The organism is Salibacterium aidingense DSM 18341 (assembly GCF_000429685.1).
Taxonomy (GTDB): Bacteria; Bacillota; Bacilli; order Bacillales; family Marinococcaceae; genus Salibacterium; species Salibacterium aidingense.
The window spans coordinates 1-21,851 of the sequence record NZ_AUCI01000037.1 but is presented as its reverse complement, the minus strand read 5'-3'; the positions used below and the strand labels follow the sequence as shown (position 1 = coordinate 21,851).

Annotated in this window: 24 protein-coding genes, 1 tRNA gene and 2 rRNA genes; 22 read left to right on the top strand and 5 right to left on the bottom strand. The window is 47.0% G+C overall.

Annotation, left to right across the window (positions count from 1 at the left end; genetic code table 11):
* From G475_RS0121110 to G475_RS0121075, 6 genes are all read left to right on the top strand, one after another.
* Positions 1-292: ribosomal RNA gene (locus tag G475_RS0121110) — 23S ribosomal RNA — on the top strand; the annotation flags it as partial.
* A 164-nt stretch (positions 293-456) separates the two neighbouring features.
* Positions 457-573, top strand: a 5S ribosomal RNA gene (gene rrf / locus G475_RS0121105).
* Positions 574-1,325: 752 nt separating this feature from the next.
* A complete protein-coding gene (pxpB, locus tag G475_RS0121090; protein WP_026702951.1) occupies positions 1,326-2,042 on the top strand; it encodes a 5-oxoprolinase subunit PxpB in 717 nt (238 codons plus the stop codon).
* A complete protein-coding gene (locus G475_RS0121085; RefSeq protein WP_026702950.1) occupies positions 2,020-2,790 on the top strand; it encodes a LamB/YcsF family protein in 771 nt (256 codons plus the stop codon). Before pxpB ends, G475_RS0121085 begins: the two co-directional genes overlap by 23 nt.
* On the top strand, positions 2,787-3,749 hold the full coding sequence (locus G475_RS0121080; protein WP_035712299.1) for a 5-oxoprolinase subunit C family protein: 963 nt from the start codon (positions 2,787-2,789) through the stop codon (positions 3,747-3,749). Before G475_RS0121085 ends, G475_RS0121080 begins: the two co-directional genes overlap by 4 nt.
* A 40-nt stretch (positions 3,750-3,789) precedes the next feature.
* Positions 3,790-4,932 (top strand): trans-sulfuration enzyme family protein, encoded by a 1,143-nt coding sequence (locus G475_RS0121075; protein ID WP_026702948.1) that lies wholly within the window; start codon positions 3,790-3,792, stop codon positions 4,930-4,932.
* Positions 4,933-5,318: 386 nt separating this feature from the next.
* Here G475_RS0121075 and G475_RS27430 read toward each other — a convergent pair whose 3' ends face one another.
* Positions 5,319-5,459: a hypothetical protein gene (locus G475_RS27430; protein WP_156911836.1), complete on the bottom strand. Its 141-nt coding sequence runs from the start codon at positions 5,457-5,459 to the stop codon at positions 5,319-5,321.
* A gap of 167 nt (positions 5,460-5,626) precedes the next feature.
* Between G475_RS27430 and G475_RS0121065 the strand changes: the two genes are divergently transcribed.
* The 9 genes from G475_RS0121065 (at position 5,627) to G475_RS0121020 (ending at position 12,189) form a co-directional block, all read left to right on the top strand.
* A tRNA-Met gene (locus tag G475_RS0121065) sits at positions 5,627-5,703 on the top strand.
* A 113-nt stretch (positions 5,704-5,816) separates the two neighbouring features.
* Positions 5,817-6,806 carry a thiamine-phosphate kinase gene (gene thiL, locus G475_RS0121060; protein WP_035712297.1) on the top strand — a complete coding sequence of 330 codons (990 nt, stop codon included), beginning with the start codon at positions 5,817-5,819 and terminating at the stop codon, positions 6,804-6,806.
* A 20-nt stretch (positions 6,807-6,826) separates the two neighbouring features.
* Complete coding sequence (gene tsaE / locus G475_RS0121055; protein ID WP_026702946.1) at positions 6,827-7,300, top strand: tRNA (adenosine(37)-N6)-threonylcarbamoyltransferase complex ATPase subunit type 1 TsaE; 474 nt, start codon at positions 6,827-6,829, stop codon at positions 7,298-7,300.
* Positions 7,281-7,985 (top strand): tRNA (adenosine(37)-N6)-threonylcarbamoyltransferase complex dimerization subunit type 1 TsaB, encoded by a 705-nt coding sequence (tsaB, locus tag G475_RS0121050; RefSeq protein ID WP_026702945.1) that lies wholly within the window; start codon positions 7,281-7,283, stop codon positions 7,983-7,985. Before tsaE ends, tsaB begins: the two co-directional genes overlap by 20 nt.
* On the top strand, positions 7,978-8,451 hold the full coding sequence (gene rimI, locus G475_RS0121045; RefSeq protein ID WP_026702944.1) for a ribosomal protein S18-alanine N-acetyltransferase: 474 nt from the start codon (positions 7,978-7,980) through the stop codon (positions 8,449-8,451). The genes tsaB and rimI overlap by 8 nt, the downstream gene beginning before the upstream one ends.
* Positions 8,426-9,448: a tRNA (adenosine(37)-N6)-threonylcarbamoyltransferase complex transferase subunit TsaD gene (gene tsaD / locus G475_RS0121040; RefSeq protein WP_035712294.1), complete on the top strand. Its 1,023-nt coding sequence runs from the start codon at positions 8,426-8,428 to the stop codon at positions 9,446-9,448. Before rimI ends, tsaD begins: the two co-directional genes overlap by 26 nt.
* A 243-nt stretch (positions 9,449-9,691) precedes the next feature.
* Entirely contained in the window at positions 9,692-11,752 is a 2,061-nt protein-coding gene (locus G475_RS0121030; protein ID WP_026702942.1) for a hypothetical protein, read from the top strand.
* A gap of 32 nt (positions 11,753-11,784) precedes the next feature.
* Positions 11,785-11,913 carry a hypothetical protein gene (locus G475_RS27935; protein ID WP_267880118.1) on the top strand — a complete coding sequence of 43 codons (129 nt, stop codon included), beginning with the start codon at positions 11,785-11,787 and terminating at the stop codon, positions 11,911-11,913.
* A gap of 96 nt (positions 11,914-12,009) precedes the next feature.
* Positions 12,010-12,189 carry a hypothetical protein gene (locus G475_RS0121020; RefSeq protein WP_026702941.1) on the top strand — a complete coding sequence of 60 codons (180 nt, stop codon included), beginning with the start codon at positions 12,010-12,012 and terminating at the stop codon, positions 12,187-12,189.
* Here G475_RS0121020 and G475_RS0121015 read toward each other — a convergent pair.
* Entirely contained in the window at positions 12,149-14,092 is a 1,944-nt protein-coding gene (locus G475_RS0121015; RefSeq protein WP_026702940.1) for an ABC-F family ATP-binding cassette domain-containing protein, read from the bottom strand. The genes G475_RS0121020 and G475_RS0121015 overlap by 41 nt on opposite strands.
* A gap of 248 nt (positions 14,093-14,340) precedes the next feature.
* Here G475_RS0121015 and G475_RS0121010 point away from each other — a divergent pair, with 248 nt between their 5' ends.
* From G475_RS0121010 to tatC, 3 genes are read left to right on the top strand one after another with little or no spacing between them, the layout of a single operon-like run.
* Positions 14,341-14,979, top strand: a complete 639-nt coding sequence (locus G475_RS0121010) for a redox-sensing transcriptional repressor Rex (protein WP_026702939.1) — start codon at positions 14,341-14,343, stop codon at positions 14,977-14,979.
* A 22-nt stretch (positions 14,980-15,001) separates the two neighbouring features.
* Entirely contained in the window at positions 15,002-15,205 is a 204-nt protein-coding gene (locus G475_RS0121005) for a twin-arginine translocase TatA/TatE family subunit (protein WP_026702938.1), read from the top strand.
* A gap of 20 nt (positions 15,206-15,225) precedes the next feature.
* A complete protein-coding gene (gene tatC, locus G475_RS0121000) occupies positions 15,226-15,993 on the top strand; it encodes a twin-arginine translocase subunit TatC (protein ID WP_026702937.1) in 768 nt (255 codons plus the stop codon).
* Positions 15,994-16,078: 85 nt separating this feature from the next.
* On the opposite strand, the gene G475_RS0120995 is transcribed toward tatC, so the two are convergent.
* Together G475_RS0120995 and G475_RS0120990 are read right to left on the bottom strand one after the other, a co-directional pair.
* Positions 16,079-16,267 (bottom strand): YdiK family protein, encoded by a 189-nt coding sequence (locus G475_RS0120995; RefSeq protein WP_026702936.1) that lies wholly within the window; start codon positions 16,265-16,267, stop codon positions 16,079-16,081.
* A complete protein-coding gene (locus tag G475_RS0120990; RefSeq protein ID WP_026702935.1) occupies positions 16,264-16,983 on the bottom strand; it encodes a CPBP family intramembrane glutamic endopeptidase in 720 nt (239 codons plus the stop codon). The genes G475_RS0120995 and G475_RS0120990 overlap by 4 nt, the downstream gene beginning before the upstream one ends.
* Before the next feature lie 384 nt (positions 16,984-17,367).
* Here G475_RS0120990 and groES point away from each other — a divergent pair, with 384 nt between their 5' ends.
* From groES to G475_RS27425, 4 genes are all read left to right on the top strand, one after another.
* On the top strand, positions 17,368-17,652 hold the full coding sequence (gene groES, locus G475_RS0120980) for a co-chaperone GroES (RefSeq protein ID WP_026702934.1): 285 nt from the start codon (positions 17,368-17,370) through the stop codon (positions 17,650-17,652).
* Between the two features lie 50 nt (positions 17,653-17,702).
* Complete coding sequence (gene groL / locus G475_RS0120975; RefSeq protein ID WP_026702933.1) at positions 17,703-19,355, top strand: chaperonin GroEL; 1,653 nt, start codon at positions 17,703-17,705, stop codon at positions 19,353-19,355.
* A gap of 671 nt (positions 19,356-20,026) precedes the next feature.
* Positions 20,027-20,761, top strand: a complete 735-nt coding sequence (locus tag G475_RS0120970; protein WP_026702932.1) for a DUF899 family protein — start codon at positions 20,027-20,029, stop codon at positions 20,759-20,761.
* 77 nt (positions 20,762-20,838) lie between these two features.
* A complete protein-coding gene (locus tag G475_RS27425) occupies positions 20,839-21,189 on the top strand; it encodes an Acb2/Tad1 domain-containing protein (RefSeq protein WP_156911834.1) in 351 nt (116 codons plus the stop codon).
* Between the two features lie 116 nt (positions 21,190-21,305).
* Here the strand turns inward: G475_RS27425 and G475_RS0120960 are convergent.
* Positions 21,306-21,851, bottom strand: a 546-nt coding sequence (locus G475_RS0120960; protein ID WP_026702931.1) for a DUF3231 family protein, incomplete at its 5' end; no start/stop codon positions are given.

The following is a 21,851-nucleotide window of genomic DNA, read 5'->3' as shown; positions in this document are numbered from 1 at the left end:
TCCCTATCCGTCGCGGGCGCAGGAAATTTGAGAGGAGCTGTCCTTAGTACGAGAGGACCGGGATGGACACACCGCTGGTGTACCAGTTGTTCCGCCAGGAGCACCGCTGGGTAGCTACGTGTGGACGGGATAAGTGCTGAAAGCATCTAAGCATGAAGCCCTCCTCGAGATGAGATTTCCCATCACGGCAAGTGAGTAAGACCCCTGAGAGATGATCAGGTGGATAGGTCTGAGGTGGAAGCGTGGCAACACGTGGAGCTGACAGATACTAATCGGTCGAGGGCTTATCCAAAACACCAAGGTGGTCTATGGCTGGATGCTTCGTTATGCAGTTTTGAGGGAATACCATTCCCGATCTTTCAAGCAGCAGGATCGATGATCTTGCGATAAAAGGATCTTCTGTTCAAATCGCGAACGTCCTGTTCGCAACACAGAAGCCAGCCCGTCCAGGGCAAGTCTGGTGGTGATGGCGGAGAGGTTCCACCCGTTCCCATGCCGAACACGGAAGTTAAGCTCTCCAGCGCCGATGATAATGAAGGGGCAACCCTTTGTGAAAGTAGGACGCTGCCAGGCAAACCGAGACTGTCAGATCCATGATCTGGCAGTCTTTTTTGATAGGCAGGAGGGCGTTTTCAAGCTCCAGCTCCAGCCCCACGGAGGCTCACAGGAAGGCCGGCAGAATGCAGGACAGATCGGCGCTGCCTCAGGACATGGCACTTTTAATCAGCTTTCTCTCCCCAGGCCCATTTCCCCTTTCTTTAACGCGAAGGCCATGCATCGCCCTATATAATAGACGTATTTGGAGATACAGAAGAAGAAAGAAATAGCAGGAGCTTGCAAAATGGGGGCCTGTCTATCTTGCTGTCAGGTTACGGAGCCTCCAACCGTACTCGTGGCCGCCATCAACAGTCAAGAGGCAGCTGGTTAGTTTTCTCTCCGAAAAAAGGCGGACATTTATTCCGTTACTTTCTCGATTTTTCCCTTTTTGAAGGAGCATTCGGACATCTATTCCCCCTTTTTGAATGGCAAAGAAGCGGTCTACGCCCGGATAGCGGAACAAATGTCCGAAAAACCCGCCCCTGGCCGCGAATTATGCCATTTAACGGAATAAATGTCCGCACGGGCTCCGCTTATCCTATTTGCAGCGCATACCCCATTGTTCACAAAGCACTTTTGATACGGCCGGATCTTACATCATGGTTTTCAGGAATATTTGTGTTATGCTCCCCTCTTCCCCCAGGAGATGATATCGGACCCTTGAAGAATGTAAATAGAAGTCAAATCGATTATACTGAAGGGGAGACTACTTAAAAAGGAAGATGCGGATGGAACCACTGCGGATAAACATGTTAAGCGACCGGGCCCTTCGTGTCGAGTTCGGCACGACCATATCCGCTCAGACCAATCAGTGGATAAGAGCTTTCTGCTGGGAACTGGAGAAAAAGAAATATGGGGGAATTAAAGAATGGGTACCGGCTTATACAGCAGTAACGCTTTATTATGACCCGGCCAATCTTTCCCTGCAGGAACTCGAACAGTTGGTGTATGCTGCATGTGCTTCAATAGAAAATGATAACATGCCGGCTCCATCCTCAGTAACCATTCCGGTCTGTTATGGGGGAGAGTTTGGGCCGGATTTAGAAAAAGTCGCGGAGCATAATCAATTAACGGTGGAACAAGTAGTATGGCTGCATACAGAAGGAGAATATCTGATTTATATGATGGGCTTTATGCCTGGTTTTCCGTATCTTGGAGGGTTGAATGAGAAAATTGCCACACCACGCCTCGCCACTCCGCGGTCCCATGTGCCGGCAGGCTCTGTCGGGATTGCGAATGCTCAGACAGGTATTTATCCGCTGGAGAGTCCCGGCGGGTGGAATTTGATTGGAAGAACCCCTGAAAGTTTATTTCAGCCGGAAAAGGAGGATCCAGTCATATTGGAAGCTGGAACTGTGCTGCGTTTTAAAGCGATATCCAAACAGGAATATTGGGAGATGGAGAAGCAAAAGGAGGGGGCCCATGAGTCTAACGATAGATCTTAACAGTGATGTAGGGGAAAGCTTTGGTGCTTATGTGCTTGGAAATGATGAGAGTGTGCTTTCGTATATCACCTCTGCCAACATTGCCTGTGGCTATCATGCCGGAGATCACAATATCATGGCGAAAACGGTGGCAGCTGCGAAAAAAAGTCAGACAGCTGCAGGGGCTCATCCTGGATTTCCAGATTTGGGCGGGTTCGGCCGCCGCCCCATGGTCATTGATCCAGAAGAAATTTACCATCTTGTTCTTTACCAAGTAGGGGCCCTGCAAGGGTTTTGTGAAGCGGAAGGAATGGCCCTTCAGCATGTCAAACCACATGGAGCTCTGTACAATCAGGCGGCAAAAGATCCGGAAATAGCAGAAGCTGTTGCTAAAGCAGTACGTTGTCTGAACCCGAAGTATAAATTATTCGGTCTTGCCGGCAGCGAACTGGTAAACGCTGGAGAAAATGAATCGTTGCAGGTGGCTTCCGAAGTATTTGCGGACCGGACCTATCAGCCGGATGGCTCCTTAACGCCGCGTTCCCGGCCGGACGCTGTTCTTCATGACCCCGGGGAAGCTGGAGAAAGAATCATACATATGTTAAAGCATCAAGAGACTACAGCAATCGATGGAACAAAACTTCAGATACGAGCAGACACTATTTGTGTGCATGGAGATAATCCGAGAGCCCTGGAGTTTCTTCAGTACTTGCACGACGTACTGGAAAAGAACGGCGTTGAGATGAAAGCGGTGGGAGATAAACAATGACAGAAAAAGCACTTTGCCGGGTGAAGAAACCTGGGTTATTTACAACCATTCAGGATGCGGGGCGTACCGGCTGGCAGAAAAAGGGCATTCCACCGGCCGGAGTTATGGATGAGTATGCTTTTAAAATGGCCAATTTTCTTGTGGGAAATGAGGGGCAGGAAGCTGTGTTGGAAATAACGATGCTGGGCCCTGTGCTGCGATTTACACAGGCCGCGGTGATGGCTGTCACAGGCGGAGACTTACAGCCTCTTCTCAATAATAAAAAGACAGAGATGTGGCATTCTTTTTTAGTGAAAGAAGGGGATGAGCTTTCTTTTGCAGGCGTGAAATCCGGGGCAAGGGCCTATATTGCTGTTCAGGGCGGGTTTGCAGGAAACGAAGTGCTTGGCAGTAAATCGACGTATACAAAAGCAGGAATAGGCGGTATGGAAGGAAGAGCTTTGCAGGCGGATGATATCCTGACCGGGCTGTCCCCTTTGTCCGAGTTGAAACGTTGTGCCTGGCTTGAGTCCACTTTAATTCCTTCCTACAGGCAAAAAACTCTATTGCGTGTAACGGAAGGTCCGGAAGCTGATGCGTTCAGCAGGGACGGCCTATATACCTTTTATACCCGTTCCTTTCGGGTGGCCAATGAATCGGACCGGATGGGATGCCGCCTTCAGGGCCCTCCCGTAGCGCATGTAAAACAGGCGGATATCCTTTCGGATGCAGTGGACTTTGGAACAATTCAGGTGGCAGCAGACGGCTGCCCGATGATATTGATGGCGGATCGGCAGACAACGGGTGGTTATACACGGATTGCCTCTGTCATCCAGGTCGACCTTCCCAAAGCAGCTCAATTGCTCCCGGGTCATGAGGTAACGTTCCAAAAAGTGTCTGTGGCCCGGGCCCATTATCTCTTGAAAGAACAGCGTAAACAGTTGGCCAGCATAGCATTAGCATCAATGAACATGCTATGATATGGAAACATCACGATATTTTATAGGAGTGGAGAGAGAAATGAGTAAACGATTTGACACTAAAGCTGTTCACTTCCAACAGGATGACGGCGAAAAAAATAAAAGTAAAACGAAACCTATTTATCAAACGTCCTCTTTTGCGTTTCAGGATTTGCAAGATATGGAATCTTACTTCACGGGTGAAAAAGAACATCTATACACCCGTTACTCCAATCCCAACACCGACGATTTGGGCTTTGGGGTGGCTCAGCTGGAGGGGGCTCCTGCCGGGATTGCTACGTCTTCGGGTATGTCTGCCATTCTGGCAGGAATTCTTGCTGCAGCGAGCCCCGGGGACCATATAATTGTGCCTCTTGATTTGTATGGAGGAACCTATCAGTTGTTTCAGCAGGAATTACAGGAGTGGGGGTTTGAGGTCTCTGTGGCGGATTTCAGGGACCCCCAGAACATAGAGAAGGCCATCCAGCCGAAAACCAGGCTTATTTATGCAGAAGCGGTGACCAATCCTTTACTGCGTCAGGAAAATATTCAAGCGTTAAACGATATAGCGTTACGTCATCATCTGACTCTTATAATTGATAATACCTTTCCGACGCCATATTTTTTACAGCCTTATGCTATGGGGGCGGATCTTGTGATTCATAGTGCTACTAAGTACATAGGCGGGCACAGTGATGTTTCAGCCGGGGTCCTGACTGGTTCCGAAGAATTGATCAGCCGCGCAAAAAAACGGGTCATTAATATAGGAGCCAATTTAAGTCCGTTTGAAGCGTGGCTGGCCTGCCGCGGGTTGAAAACACTCAGTGTACGGATGGCGAAGCAGGCGGAAAATGCAGCGGTCCTGGCGCGTTGGTTTAAAGATAATACAGAAGCAGCGACGGTCTATTATCCAAAGGATCTTTCTGAAAAAGGAAACGGTGCGATGATAAGTATAGACCTGGGAACGAAATACGACCCCGCCCTTTTCTTTGAATCCTTGGGCTGGATAAAAATCGTAGCGACACTTGCCGGAGTAGAAACGACTGTCTCTTACCCGCTGAACACTTCGCACCGGACCGTTCCTGAAGAAGTGAGGCAGCAGTTGGGCATTACGGCAGGGACGGTTCGAATATCAGTGGGAATCGAAGATGCCGAAGATATTATCACTCAATTTTCTGCTGCCCTGCAGCATGCGAAAAAGTAATAAACGACCAGCGTTTGGATACTTTTCAGGTGTATAGGAGATTCGGCGGCAGGAATGGAGGGAGGACACGAACCAACGGAACAAAGCACTGATGTTCTCCAGCCAAGCTTTTGTCCCCATTAGCGAGGAGCAAAGAAGCAGGATTTGACTCCAATTGTCCTTGAGGGACACGAAAAGCAAAAAAGGAAAATGCGCTGTCCTCCATTCACAAATGCAACATAATTCCGCTGTCTTTTCCTCTCTATATCTGGCGGCTGCTCCGCTGGATCGGCATATTGGATAAATACCCCTTTATGCAAACGCAGAAAACGTCCACTGGTCATCCAGCCGAACCTATGAGCAAAAAAACCTAACCCGCCGGTCCCGCGGGTTAGGTTTGCTTTAGGCTATTTATTGCTTAAATAATTGATAAACTCCTGGTAAATACTTATATTGTCGGTTAACAGCATGATGGGCAGGAACACGAAAGTCATAATGACGAGAACATTTGCCAGTAGAGCCGAACGCAAGTACTTCCAGGTCTTCATTTTTTCTCCTCCTTCCTTTTGAACGAGAAATGTGTCGAAATATTCTTTTAATTAATGTAACATAATTGTCACATTCCATCAAGAAAATATATTCCAAGAGGTTGCAATCCAATAAATGCTGTGATATATTTATAAAGTGACGTTGAGACAGAGGTTATTATTCATATCGCGGGGTGGAGCAGTCTGGTAGCTCGTCGGGCTCATAACCCGGAGGTCGTAGGTTCGAATCCTTCCCCCGCAACCAATTACGTAAAAACCAAAAGCCTGTTCAGGCTTTTTTTTTGTATCTTTTCCCGCTGTGCGTTTTAACAAAGAATACGTTAAACTAGAAGAAACCTGGAATAAAGGATGACAGGTATGCCGAAAGATGAATTCGAATGGATTAAACAAAATACTCCTTCTCGATACACTCAGCCTGGAATAATCGAAGGCATCGGAGATGATGCGGCGGTGTATTCGGCCAAAGAGGGGTTTCATGAGATCCTCTGTGTGGACACCATGGTGGAAGGGATCCACTTTAAAAAAGAAACGATGAGTCCGGCGGATATCGGCCATAAGGCCTTAGCGGTAAACATAAGTGATGTAGCGGCCATGGGAGGCCTTCCTGTTTTTTATATGGTTTCTATTGCGGTTCCCCCTTCCTGGACGGATGACGAATTGGAAGATCTTTATCATGGAATGACCGCACTGGGAGAGAACTATGAAATGGATATGATTGGTGGAGATACCATTTCATCTCCTCATGATTTTATGGTGTCGGTAACCGTCTATGGCAGAGTTGAAAAGGGACGACACCTTGTAAGGCGAAACGCCCGTCCGGGAGATATTGTGTTTTTGACCAATCCAACAGGTAGATCGGGAGCAGGCCTCGAGTTACTTCTTGAGCACGGACGACATAAGGAGTACACAAGGCCGGAGGTTACCTTGATAACATATCATCAAAGGCCGGTACCGCGTGTGGCAGAAGGAAGAATAATAGCAGAAACAACGACTGCTGCATCATTGAATGATATTAGTGACGGACTTGCCAGTGAAGCAAATGAGATCGCCGAAGCATCCGATGTAGAAATTGAACTGTCCAAACAGGATATTCCGGTGGCAGAAGAACTGCAGCGATTCAGTGAAAAGCAATACTGGAATTGGATATTATACGGAGGAGAAGATTTTGAATTAATTGGAACCGTTCCGGAAAAAGATTGGCCTGTTTTACAAAAGCGGATGCATCATGAAGGCAAGCCTTTAATTTCTATAGGACGAGTCAAACAAGGTTCCGCATTAGTAATGCTGACAGACGGCAGACAGCAGACCGTGCTTCCCAAACAGGGATACAACCATTTTCGAACGTAAAAAGGCAGGGGAAAGACAGCATGTTACTTGAATATACAAGCACTTCTCCCGAACAGACGCTGCGCACAGCGGAGACGATTGCTCCTTATTTAAAAGGCGGAGATATTCTTACCCTCGATGGGGATTTAGGTGCCGGAAAAACCCATTTTACAAAAGGGCTGGCGCGAGGTCTGCATATTCAAGAGGTCGTAAACAGCCCAACGTTTACGATTATCAAGGAATATGAAGGAATTCTGCCTCTCTACCACATGGATTTTTACCGCCTGGATGACGTAGAAGCAGAAGAAATGGGGCTGGAAGAGTACTTTGAAAACAATGGAATATGTGTCCTGGAATGGGCTGAAAAAATTTCTCCTATCCTTCCGCCGGAGCGTTTACAGATTACTATCCAGAGGGTAGGAGAAAATAAACGAAACATTCGGCTGGAACCAGTGGGTGAAAGCTTTATCGAACGATGCAAGGAGCTTGAAAATCATGAAGATATTAGCAATTGATACCTCTACGCATGTCATGGGAATTGCGCTGTCCCAGGGGGATAAATTATTGGCGGAGTACACCACGAATTTCAAAAAAAATCATTCTCTCCGCCTGATGCCCGCCATTCATCAGATCATGGAGGAAGTCGGGGTTTCTCCCGCGGAATTGGATGCTGTCGCGGTAGCAAAAGGGCCGGGTTCTTACACCGGTGTGAGAATAGGAGTAACCACGGCCAAAACCATGGCATGGTCCCTTGGCATTCCCGTTTACGGAATATCGAGCCTTCAACTGCAGGCCAGAAACGGAAAACATTTTCCTGGGTGGATCTGCCCGTTTTCCGATGCCAGAAGAGGACAAATTTACACCGGCTTGTATCGATTCCGGGACTCTTTACTGCGGGAAGAAGAAAAAGACCGGATCGTTTTATTGGAGGATTGGCTTTCCGTTTTGAAAGAAAAAAACGAGCCTGTGTTATTTTTAAGCCAGGATTGGAAAAAACATGAGCTTGGGATCAAGGGCGTATTAAAAGAACAGGCAGTCTTTGCTGATTTTCCGGATATGCAGCCTCGGCCGGGCGAACTGCTTGTTCTTGCCGGGCAGATGCCAGCCCAGGAGGCTCATACCCTGGCGCCGGAATATACACAAATGGCAGAGGCCGAAAAGAAATGGTATGCTGCCAAAGAAGGCCGAGCTCATGAATAACTATCCAACCATTCGTTTTATGGAGGAACGCGATATAGAAGGTATCCTCCAGGTGGAACATGATTCCTTCCAGATGCCCTGGACAAGGTATGCCTTTTTTAACGAATTGACCAATAATCAATTTGCTCATTACTTAGTGGCAGAGTGGAAGGAGGAGATCATTGGATACTGCGGGGTGTGGCTCATCATTGATGAAGCTCATATTACCAACATAGCGGTACATTCCTCTTTCCGCGGATATCACATTGGAGAACTTCTTTTGAAAAATGTGCTGGATATGGCTCATGCCTACGGTGCGAGAACAATGACACTGGAAGTAAGAGTGAGTAATCTCATAGCACAGTCCTTATATAAAAAACTGGGCTTCCAGCCCGGGGGGATCCGCAAAAATTATTATACGGACAACCGGGAGGATGCTCTGGTCATGTGGGTGAATATTGATGACTATAAATTCAAACGAAAATGAACTGCTGCTTGCGATAGAAACAAGCTGTGATGAAACAGCAGCCGCCGTTGTACAGGGAGGCCGAAAGGTGCTGTCCAATGTCGTAGCGTCCCAAATTCAAAGTCATAAACGGTTTGGCGGGGTCGTCCCGGAAATTGCCTCCCGCCATCATACGGAAAATATTACGTTGATCATGGAACAAGCCATGGCTGAAGCAGAAGTTACATTTTCTGACCTGGACGGACTGGCAGTAACGGAGGGGCCTGGTTTGGTCGGTGCGCTTCTGATCGGGGTAAATGCAGCAAAAGCAGCGGCTTTTGCCCACCAGCTCCCACTATATCCTGTCCACCATATTGCTGGTCATATCCAGGCAGCTCGTCTCGAACGGGAGTGGAAATATCCGGCGCTAGCTCTTGTTGTCTCCGGAGGCCATACGGAACTGGTTCTTCTGCATGGAGAAGGAGAATATGAAGTCATCGGCAGGACAAGAGATGATGCGGCGGGAGAAGCCTATGATAAAGTGGCACGAACTCTTGGTCTCCCGTATCCGGGGGGACCTCAGGTGGATAAGCTGGCAGAAGAAGGAACGGAGGATATAGCACTCCCGATCGCCTGGCTCGAGGAAGATTCCTATGATTTCAGCTTCAGCGGTTTAAAGTCAGCGGTAATGAATACGCTGCACAACGCCAAGCAGCGAGGCGAACAAATTGAACCCGCCAATGTTGCAGCCAGCTTTCAGGCAAGCGTGATTGAAGTATTAGTGGAGAAGACCAAAAGGGCGGCAGAAAACTATCAAGTCCGTCAGGTCGTCCTGGCTGGAGGAGTTGCTGCCAATCAAGGACTGCGAAGGGCGATGGAAAAAGCGTTTACTGCCTCTGACGTAGAATTGACCATTCCTCCTTTTACATATTGCACGGACAATGCCGCAATGATTGGAGCAGCCGGCCATGTACAGTGGTTAAAGGGAAACACCGCCGGCTGGGAATTAAACGGTGTCCCAGGCTTGGCCTTATATTAAGGTCAAGTCTTTTTTTTAATATTTCCTAAAGACTGTGTAAAAGTATTATTGTGGATAATGGGGAAAAGTCAGTGGAAAACTAATGTGAAAGTCTTTAAAGTTGTTAACAACGAATCTGTGGATAAGTTGGCCTGGATGTGCATAAATGCTATAAAAATTAGAAAAACAGCCATACTAATGTTAATAAATCTGTTAATAGTGTGGATGAACGCAGCTGTTTTCCTAGAGAGGAGAGTCGCCTGCATGAAAAGCATATATGCAGTACGGGTATCCCCTTTTTGTATAGCATTATTGTTCATGCTCCTTTGGATGGAGCCTGGGGATGTATATGCGCAGCAGCCTGACGCGGATCCTTCCGAGACAGAAGAGCATCATGCGGTACTTGTCCTTGTTCCGGGATTATCGATGGATGAATTTTTTCAGCTGATGTCCAAAGAAAGACTGCAGCATGGTGCTGCTGTGGCCGGGCTGAACCGAGTGACAGCTGATGCTGCTTCCCCCTTGAATGAATTACTAACCCTGAGTTCCGGGGCGCGTGCCAAAAGCGGATTGTCTTCTATGAGCGGCTGGGAGGAAAAGGAAGAGTCCACATATGTTCAATCTTCTTTTTCAAAAATCAGGAAAGAAAACAAAGAGACAAGTTATGGTGCCTCTCCGGGGATTTTAGGTGAAAAGCTGAAAGAGGCGGGGGGGACCGCCCGCTTTGCCGGCCACAGTGATTATGTGGATAAGCAGCACAGTTACGCTCCTTTTTTTACAGTGAATTATAAAGGGGAAGCCCGGGGAAGCCGGGATGGAGTGGTGGATAAAAACAGGACCGCTCCGGGAGGCTGGCTCATGAATGTGGAAAAAACCCTGGCGTGGGTCGATAAGGTACAGCATCAATCGCCGTTGAGCTGGTCGGTGATTGAATGGGGGGATGTCTATCGTTCTCACCAGGAAGGCGACCTATTTTCTTCTCCAAAACAACTTCAGCCGCTTCAACATCTGCTGATAGAATTAAAAAAAAGAGAAGGGACCCTATATTTAATGGGCGTGGATCCATCTAAAGAAAACATGATTCCATTTGTGGAGTGGGGTCATGGCGGATCCGGTTCCATGAAGCGCCTGAATTCGGCGACGACGGGGCAGCCGTATTTGGGAAGCAGCATAGACGCCGCTCCAACGTTTTTGCGGACTTTTCAGCTGTCTTTGCCTGCATCCTGGTACGGTTCTGAGTTAACACCGGATGAGGACGCCCTTCTTCAGGACGTAGAGGCGGAAATCGAGGGGGTGAGCGTGGTTCATACCTCCCGCGCTGCGGTATTGTCCACGTATATTTCCATTTTAATACTCCTGCTGGCCGCAGGGTTTTTGTATGGAAAGTTCCATTCGGCCGAACCCCCCCGGCTGATAAACCTGGCGGTCCTTACCGGGATGGCCTCTCCCTTCGCGTTCACTCTGCTCCCGGCTGTCATCGGACGACCCGAAATGCCCGTAGCTGTATATGCCGCTCTAATTACGGCGGCAGCTCTTGGGACAGGAGGGGCAGCGCTTATGTTCGGACGGGAGAGAGCGGCAGTTATTATCTCCCTTTTATTGATAACCCTGTTAAGTGCCGATCTAATGAATGGTGCCTATGCGATCCAGCGTTCCTATCTTGGCTATGATCCACTGATTGGAGCCCGCTATGGCGGAATTGGAAACGAACTTGGAGGTTTTTTTGCTGCGGCTTCTATCGTATCTCTTGAACCGCTTCTTCGATATAAAAAAACAGCTGCTCTTCCGATGATTCTCTGTTTCATCATCATCACCGGAAGTTCCGCTCTGGGAAAAAACGCCGGCATAACGATTGGATCCGGACTGATGTTTGGTTCCCTGTGGATGGAGGACCTACGCCGGGCAGGGTGGAAACGATCTCTTCCGGCCGGTGCAGCGGGAGCTTCCGCTCTGGTGGGGGCACTATGGCTGTTGCAATATACTGGGGGCCCCTCTCATATCGGGGCAGCTTTTCAGCAACTGTTTTTGGGAGAATGGAAAGAAATTGAAAATATGATTACCCGTAAAATCGAGATGAACATCAAAATCATGTTTCATTCGAACTGGACAAAACTGCTGATCACCAGTTATGCACTGGCTTCCTTCTATCTGCTGATGGAAAAAAAGAACACAATGCGGCCGTCCCAGCAGATAGTGCTAAAAGTCGGTACGGCCGGCTCTATCTTTTTGCTTCTCCTCAATGATTCCGGAGCCGTCGCCGCTTCGACCTCGATGTTTTATCTTCTCTGCGTTCGATATATATGGAATGGAGGAGTTCATGGTTAAATCTAAAACATTTTATAAGGAAATAAATGAAAATGAAATGTATAGAACGGGAAGACATGGTTTGGAATGTCCGTTTTTTGTTTGGCTGTGTTTTAACGTCTTTTATCATCATTATTACGGTCATGGAGATCAATATCGTCTGCAGTTCTAAATTATGCTGACATGGATAGTCCCTACCATATCAAACGTCAAGATGCAGAGGGAAGTACCATTGCAGAAACAGAAGATTTCAGTTTTTAGAGGCGCAGGAAGCAAATGTGATTTATTTTCATCAAGACAGCGATGGGTTTGGTGAACTGGAATGGAGTTATGAGTATAAGAAACTGGACGACGAGTCGATTGAAGACTTAAGCAGAAGGCCTATGAAACATTTAAAAGGAGAAAGCAGCAGCGGTATCAGGCTTCTTCAAGCTGCAGTGCTTCCCATTGCTCCATGAACTGGTCAAGTTGTTCCTTGGCTTCGTTCACCTTTTTCTGCATGTCCGCTGCTTTTTGGTGGTCCTCGTAAACCTCTGGAGAAAGCATTTCCTCTTCCAGCTGCTCGATTTCGGTTTCAAGCGCTTCAATTTTCTGCTCTGTTTCCTCAATCCGGCGCTGCCGCTTTCTCGCCTGTTTTTTTGCTTCTTTATCATCCATGTAAGCTTTTTTGTCTTCGCCCTGCGATGCGGATCCTGCCTCCGGATTTGGTTCTTTTTCGGCACGAAGCTGAGCCCGCTGCTGTTCTTCGTCTTTTTTCATAAGGTAATAATCATAATCCCCGGGGTATTCCTGCAATCCATCTTCGGTTAATTCGACAATCTTGGTTGCCATTCGGTTGAGAAAATAACGGTCGTGGGAGACGAACAACAGGGTTCCGGGATATTCGAGCAAAGCTGATTCCAGCACTTCTTTGCTGTCAAGGTCGAGGTGGTTGGTCGGCTCGTCGAATATAAGCAGGTTCGCTTTTTTCATCATCAATTTGCTAAGGGCCAGGCGGGACTTCTCACCTCCGCTTAAGCTGGTAACCGGCTTAAGAACATCTTCTCCGGTAAAAAGAAAGTTCCCCAGGACGGTGCGGATATCCTTTTCCGGCGTAAGCGGATACTCATCCCAGAGCTCATGGAGCACGTCTTTGCTCGAATGTAAATCGGCCTGTTCCTGATCATAATAGCCGACCGAAACTTTGCTTCCATACTGAACGGTGCCGGAAACAGGCGTGATTTTTCCCGCAATAGCTTTCAGAAGGGTTGTCTTCCCGATGCCGTTTGGCCCGATCAATGCGATGCTCTCCTGTTTATGGACGGATAGGTTCAGATCTTGGATGACAGGGTTGTTTTGTTCATAGAAAACATTGAGGTCGTAAATATTCAATACTTCATTGCCGCTCTGCCGGTTGATATCAAACGAAAATTTCGCCGATTTTTCATCTCCCTGCGGCTTCTCTTTCATTTCCATTTTTTCAAGCTTTTTGCGGCGGCTTTGAGCGCGCTTGGACGTCGCGTCACGGACGATATTTTTAGCTATGAAATCTTCAAGCGCCTCGATTTCTTTCTGCTGCTTTTCATATTCTCTTAACTCCTGCTCGTAGCGCTCTGCCTTTTTCTCCAGATATTTGCTGTAATTTCCATAATAGGCTGACGCTTTAGCCCGGGATATTTCATATACTTTAGAAACGATATTGTCAAGAAAATAGCGGTCGTGGGAAACAATCAGCACGGCTCCCTCATAATTGGACAAAAAGTTCTCGAGCCAGCCGAGCGTGTCAATGTCCAGGTGGTTGGTCGGTTCATCAAGGACCAGCACGTCCGGCTTGGAAAGCAGCAGCTTACCGAGAGCCAGCCTGGTTTTCTGTCCTCCGCTCAAGGAGGTGATTGGGGTATTGTAATCAAAACTGTCAAATTTCAGCCCTGATAATATGCCGCGTATATCCGCTTCATACTGGTAGCCGCCGCGTTCATGAAATTCGTACTGGAGCTGGTCATATTCCTGCAGCGCTTTTTCATATTTTTTTTCATCCTTATAAATGTCTGGATCGGCAATTTTTTCTTCCAGACTACGCAGCTGCTGCTCCATCCGGCGGATCTCCTCAAAGACGGTCAGCATTTCATCCCAAATCGACCGGTCAGACTGAAGACCGGTGTGCTGATCCAGGTATCCGATATTTGTCCCCTTGGGAGTAATAACCTCCCCGGAATCATAGGGAAGGTTTCCGGCTATAATTTTAAGAAGGGTCGACTTCCCGGAGCCGTTACGCCCGACAAGTGCCGCCCTTTCATTTTTTTTGATTTCCAGTTTAACCTGGTCTAAAATCGTTTCTACACCGTACGATTTGGTTATATTAGAACATTGAAGTACTATCATTATCGTTCATCCTTTATTTCAAACTCACTAGTACAAGTGTATCTTATTTTTCATGAAAACGCGAAACCGCAATATATGTCAAAATCGTGAACCCCTGATGGAAATGGCACTTCCTATTACATAATGGCGGGAATTAGTGTACAATAGGAAAGAAGTGCAGACAGTTCCAGCCTGTTGTTCATTATTTATGCGTGGTTCACAATGTTATACTAATTCGTAGAACATGGAAAAAGAAGTTGGAGGCTGCAATGAACATAGATCAGCAAAAAATACCGCAGGCTACGGCTAAACGCCTGCCGCTATATTATAGGTTTCTCGAAAACCTTCATACGTCCGGGAAACAGCGTGTTTCTTCCACTGAGCTGAGTGAAGCGGTAAAGGTGGATTCCGCGACCATCCGCCGTGATTTTTCCTACTTTGGCGCGCTTGGGAAGAAAGGGTACGGATACAATGTACAGTACTTGCTTTCGTTTTTCCGTAAAACCCTGGACCAGGATGAGGTGACAAAAATATTTCTTGTCGGCGTTGGAAATTTGGGAACAGCCCTGCTTAAATATAATTTCTCTAAAAGTGATAATACCCAGATTGTCTCTGCATTTGATGTGAATGAGGCGATTATAGGGCATGAAATCAGCGGAGTCGAGATTTATCATATGGATGATCTTCCGGAAGTGAAAAAGAAACGGGATGCTTCCATCGCGATTTTAACCGTTCCGGCTTTTGCTGCGCAGCAGACGGCAGAGAAGCTGGTGGAAGCGGGCATTACCGGGATCCTTAATTTCACACCGGCAAGGTTGACGGTTCCCGAGACAATCAGGGTGCATCATATTGATCTATCCGTGGAACTGCAGACACTGGTTTACTTTTTAAAAAACTATCCTTTATAACGAAAAACGGAGGTGCTGTACGATGAATCTGGGTCCGATGAGCATCGGCTTGATTGTACTGGCGGCGTTATTGATTTTCGGCCCGAAAAAGCTCCCGGAACTGGGACGGGCGGCCGGAAATACTCTGCGCGAGTTTAAAAGTGCGACAAAGGGTCTTGCTGATGATGTAGAAGAAGACGAGAAAAAGAAAAACCACCAAGAGACATCCGACAATTCTGAGAAGTAAAAAGTAGGACGGGACAAGTCATGGCACAGAATGAGATGACCATATATGACCACATTGGAGAGCTGCGAAAACGAGTCATTATTATAGCGGTGTTTTTTACCGCCGCTATGATTATCGGTTTACTCGCGGCTCCTGCTTTAATCACATACCTGCAAAACATTCCGGAAGCCGAAAGCTTTCCTATGAACGTGTTTAAATTAACGGATTCATTAAAACTGTACATGAATTTTGCCTTTTTTATCGGATTGATTCTCGTTTTTCCTGTTCTGCTGTATCAGCTGTGGGCGTTTGTTTCCCCCGGACTGATGGAAAAAGAAAAAAAGGTAACGCTTGGTTATATCCCGATTGCCACTTTCTTATTTCTGGGCGGCCTGGCGTTTGCGTATTTTATCCTTTTTCCGAACGTCATCCGGTTTCTGAGCAATTTGTCCGATCGGCTGAATTTAACCGAACAGTACGGAGTCAATGATTATTTCGGTTTCTTGTTTCAGATTACTATCCCGTTCGGCTTTTTATTTCAGCTGCCGGTGGTTATCATGTTTTTGACAAGACTGGGGCTGGTGACTCCGGCCTGGCTTCGTAAAATCCGAAAATACGCTTATTTTATCCTGCTGGTTCTGGCCGGATTTATTACACCGCCGGAAATTGTGTCCCACCTGATGGTGACGGTGCCTCTGTTTTTGCTGTATGAAGTAAGTATTGTGATTTCAAGATTCTCCTACCGTAAGGTGTTAAAAGCAGAACAAGAAAAAGCAGAAGAATGGGCGGAGCAGGACCGCCGGAAATAATAAGAAAACCTGCCTGATCTGCAGAAAATGCAGCGTCAGGCAGGTTTTTTCCTTAGAAAGGGATTCATTCGGCCCGGAAGCCTCTTTACTTATGAGAATCTTTGTTTGGAGTGGAGCGGAAAAAGCGGATCCCAATCATGATATCGATAGCCGCTACGGCTGCAAAAAAGAATGTCCACAAATTCCAGGATTCCGTATTCACATTAACGATAGCCAGATAGATAAATAAGCCCGCCAGACCGAAATAAATCATTCCCATTGTGTTCCCTCTCATAGCACGAGTCCTCCCAGAATGAAGTTGAGCTGCTCCAGCTCTTCCTGCATATCCTGAAGCTGCTCGCCTAGAAGTACTTGAACAAGGATGGCATAGCTGTTCATAGAAACATGGGCGATAATTGGGACAAGGATTCTTCCTGTTTTCACATACAAAAACGAAAAAGTGAAGCCGACCGCTGTATATATTAATACGTGGGTGAAATCAAAATGAACGACAGAAAAAATTAATGAACTGAGCAGCGCGGAAATCACAAAGTTAAATCGTTTATAGAAAGCACCAAATATCACTTTCCGAAATACCACTTCTTCCAAAATCGGACCGATTACAGCTACAATGACGGCAAACAACGGAAAGAGCTCCACCACGCTTAAGATATCCTGCGTGTTTTGGGAGCCTGGTTCAATGCCTAACGCATATGTTTCAATGAGAATAGCAATATATTGAGCAATAAAAGCCATGAAAACACCAAGTATTGCCCATTTTACAGCCTGACCGGCAGATGATTTACGAAGGTGCGGGTGTCTTGTCGTTTTCCGCTCTGGAAGCACTAGAAAAATAATGACTATTAATGCTGCGATAAAGCTTCCCATGCTCCATGCGGCCGCACTTTCCTCCCGGCTCATTCCCATGCCGAATAACACTGGAATTCCAATTAAGCCGGAGAGCTGCATAAGTATGTATACAATCAAAATCCACCAGTAACGTTTTGTCAACCTGTTCAACTCCTCTGCAGCAAATGTATGTCCCTCTCAGGGAAAAATCCCCTGTAAACAAATCATATGTACGTATTGTATCATAATGCGTTTCCAAACGTGATAAGAAACACATGTGAAAAAATATTGAAGAAAAATCAGGTTTAAGGACATTCAGGAAACGGGAAGCTTTTATATGGAAGAAGAACCCGGTAAATGGGAGCAGATGGACGGAGAAGGAAAAGATGAAAAAATTTTAGTCTTCCCCCTTGCAAAATGAAGAAGGAATGATTATCATAATAATTGGTATTAGCACTCGACATAACTGAGTGCTAATAATAGCGAATCATGTCGGCCGGCCGAAAAGGCTGAAAGCCGCGCTAATATTAAAGGAGGGTGTTTACCTTGTTAAAGCCTCTTGGTGATCGCATTATTATTGAACAGATCGAACAGGAAGAAAAAACAAAAAGCGGCATTGTACTTCCGGATTCCGCTCAGGAAAAGCCGCAGGAAGGAAAGGTTATTGCTGTAGGAAACGGTCGTGTCACAGACAACGGAGAACGTATCGCTCCGGAAGTAAACGAAGGCGAAACGGTTATTTTCTCGAAGTATGCCGGCACGGAAGTGAAGTATGAGGGCAGTGAATACCTCATCCTGCGCGAAAGCGATGTACTTGCTGTTATCGGTTAATACAGGAGGGGACAACCCCTACATACTCTATTTTATAGGAGGTCGAAACAATGGCAAAAGATATTAAATTCCGTGAAGACGCGCGCCGTTCTATGCTGAACGGGGTAGATGAACTGGCGAACGCTGTAAAAGTTACATTAGGACCAAAAGGCCGCAATGTGGTGCTGGAGAAGAAATTTGGTTCTCCTCTTATCACAAATGATGGTGTAACCATTGCAAAAGAAATCGAACTGGAAGATAACTTTGAAAATATGGGTGCTCAGCTTGTATCAGAAGTTGCCAGCAAAACCAATGACCTGGCAGGGGATGGTACAACCACCGCAACAGTTCTGGCACAGGCCATGATCAAGGAAGGCCTGAAAAACGTAACTTCCGGTGCGAATCCGATGGTCATCCGCAAGGGGATTGAAGATGCAACGAAAGTAGCCATCGAAGAACTGAGAAAAATCTCCAAGCCGATAGAAGGCAGCGAAGCAATTTCCCAGGTTGCCTCTGTTTCTGCTTCCAGCGATGAAGTAGGTCAGATTATCTCTGAAGCTATGGGACGTGTCGGTAACGACGGTGTCATTACCGTAGAAGAGTCCCGCGGCCTTGAAACCGAACTGGAAGTCGTAGAAGGCATGCAGTTTGACCGCGGTTACGCCTCCCCTTACATGGTAACTGATTCTGATAAAATGACAGCGGAATTGGATGATCCGTACATTCTTATCACTGATAAGAAAATCACAAATATCCAGGAAGTTCTGCCGCTGCTGGAACAGGTGGTTCAGCAGAACAAACCGATCCTTATTATTGCGGAAGATGTAGAAGGTGAAGCTCTTGCAACACTCGTTGTAAACAAGCTGCGCGGTACATTTAACGCCGTAGCGGTAAAAGCACCAGGATTCGGTGACCGCCGCAAAGCCATGCTGGAAGATATCGCCCTCCTTACAGGCGGGGAAGTCATTACTGAAGACATCGGTCTTGATTTGAAATCGGCAACGGTAGAACAGCTCGGACGTGCCGGGAAAGTTGTTATCAACAAAGACGACACCACGATCGTAGAAGGTTCCGGCAACCCCGCAGACATTACCAACCGTGTGAACCAGCTGAAAGCACAGATCGAAGAAACAACATCCGACTTCGACCGTGAAAAGCTGCAGGAGCGTCTGGCTAAGCTTGCCGGCGGTGTCGCGGTTGTCAAAGTCGGTGCGGCTTCCGAAACAGAAATGAAAGAACGCAAGCTCCGCATCGAAGACGCCTTAAACTCCACCCGCGCTGCCGTAGAAGAAGGCATCGTATCCGGTGGTGGTACGGCACTCATGAACGTACACGAAGCTGTAAGCAAATTAGAGGATGAAACAGAAGGCGACGAAGCGACTGGTGTCAGTATCGTGCTGCGCGCCCTGGAAGAACCGCTCCGTCAAATCGCGCACAACTCAGGCCAGGAAGGTTCTGTTGTTGTAGAGCGTATGAAGAGTGAAAAAGTCGGATACGGCTTTAACGCCCTGAGCGGCGAATGGGTCAACATGATCGACGACGGTATTGTCGACCCGACAAAAGTGGTTCGTTCCGCACTGCAGAATGCATCCTCTGTATCTGCCATGTTCCTTACAACGGAAGCTGTCATTGCCGATAAGCCAGGCGAAGACGACGGCGGCGGTGGTGCCGGCGGCGGAATGCCTGACATGGGCGGCATGGGAGGAATGGGCGGCATGATGTAAACCGCCCTTCCAAAAGTTGATGTGACGGGGTTTTTACCCTGTCACATCTCTTTTTTTATCAAAAAAATAACGAAAAACTAACATTTTTTATTTCAGATTCTTAAAAAATTGATGATTTTCACGATGAAAACTTTGCTTTCTAGACAGTCTCCTATAAGGCAGATGGAGATACGCAGGATGCATTTTAATTCCGTATGATGGAACCAGATCCCGGTCGAGCGCTTAAATGAAACATTGGATGAACCGTTGAGTTTCCCATTCCAAGGAGTACAAACCTTTGAAGAAATAGCGAGTTTACTATTAATGCATGAAGGGCATTCATATGGGACAAATCAGTGCGATGAAGCGTATTATTTAAGTTTTAGCTCAAATAATGAAAATATTGTTAAACCGATTGGAAAAAGCAATTAGAGATATATTCACCCCCATCTACTAAGATGGGATTTCTTTTTTGTGTAAATCATAACGTGGCTTTATGCGCACTAAATTAAACGCCCAAATAGGCGTTATTTTTATATCAGGAGGTAAAGTTGTTTAAGATGCCAGTCATGCCCATTAATGCCCATTATGTTGAATAAGGAGATTTTTAGCAATCGAGGAGAAGTCCTTTGTATTTATGTTTGATAAACTATCAAGTGTGTAGGTAAACCATAGCGAAAGGAGATATTTGCATGAATCAAAATCACAAAACCTCTGCGCTGCCAACGGTGGTCGACCGGGCCACTTGGCAGGCCAAACTGGATGAATTACGGGTCCGGGAGAAGGCACACACCCGGGAAGGTGACGCGATCGCCGCGGCCCGACGGCGGCTGCCGATGGTCGAGGTGGACTCGACCATCCCGCTGATCGGCCCGGATGGCCCGGTCACGCTCCTGGACACGTTCGAGGGCCGCGACCAGCTGATCGTCTACTTTCACATGTGGCACACCGGCAGGCCCGCCGCGGAGCAGTGCGAGGGCTGCACCTTCTCCACGACCCACATAAACGAGCTGTCCTATCTGCACTCGCGGGACGTGAGCTACGCGACTTTCTGTCAGGGGCCGTACGAGGAGAGCTCGCGGTATCGCGACTTCATGGGCTGGGCGGTTCCCTGGTACTCGGTGCCCCAGGACGCCGTGGACCGGTTGATCACAGACCGGCACTTCGGCATCCTCGTCAGTTATCTCCGGGACGGTGACAAGGTCTACGAGACCTACTGGACCACCGGTCGCGGCAACGAACGGATGGCACCGTCGTACGGACTGTTGGACCTGACTGTCTACGGTCGGCAGGAGTTCTGGGAGGACTCGCCCGAGGGCTGGCCGCAGCATTGGGGCTCCAAAGGTGGTCAGTTTCAGCTGGAAGGCCGCCCGTCCTCCCAGTGGTCCCGCCTGGCAGCCGGACGCTCCGACGATCTCGGCACCTAGGCTGCCGCCCTAAACTGTTGCCAAAACAAGCCGTAACTCAGGGTTCCTCTGGGATAACTATAAAAAGAAGGCATAGGGTGTTGAAAGCTGGCTGTTATGTTATTCAATCATCGGGCGCAATTGGGAATAACCAACCCCCCATTATTTTAAACGACTTTATTGTAACATCTGTGGGTTGTTATTCAGCAATTGCAACAAAATATAATAACTTTATTCTTACACCGTCCATATTTTCGGACGGCGTAATGCGTGTTTTCAGATTCAAAAGTAAACAACTTTATTATCATTACACAAGAATTAGAGAAAAAGAACTGGACTATTTAATTGATCAAGAGAGCCCCGGATCCCGAGAAAAGTCACTGGGCATTACAAATTTAGAAACCGCAGTGATGTGGTCTAACGCATCGATTGCACGAAACGAATATTGACTGAAGGAGGCTGGGAAAAAATCATATAGGTCAGATAAAAATCCGAACGATTATCTTACATTCTACACTAGAATTCGGCATAAAACAGAATAACCAAAAAGAACGTATAATGAAAATTAATTTTTATCAGCTAATTCATCCCGGTCCGCTGCCCGTGGTGGTTCCTCCATCCAACCGTGTTTGATCATGATTCTCGCCCCATTGTCCGCAAACTTAGCGATTTCAGCGATTAATCTGCTATACATAACTCCGATATCCCTGCGTGGACTCATGGACATGCTTGTACCGTAATATCCCATACCGGTGGCTGTCAAAGCTGAACAATAAAACATCATTTTTTTGTCAGAATAAGTGTAAGTCGTTGAATCTGTCACCTCAGAGTCTAACATCATGGGGCTGGGTAAATCATTTTCTTTTAAATAGGATTCAAATATTTCACAATGTTTTTGAGCAATTTCTTTACCCTTTTTAAAATATTGAACAACCTCTTTGTTCCTGGCAACCTGACTGTAACCCATCATTGTAGCTGATCCTAAAGCATTTCTTAGGAAATTGGCATAAAGATTGGAGATTTCTATAGCCGTTAACGGTCGTCTTTCTCCAAAATATCCGCTTAAAAAGTTTTGTTTTTTGACGTAATCATAGGTTTCTGGTTTTGGAAT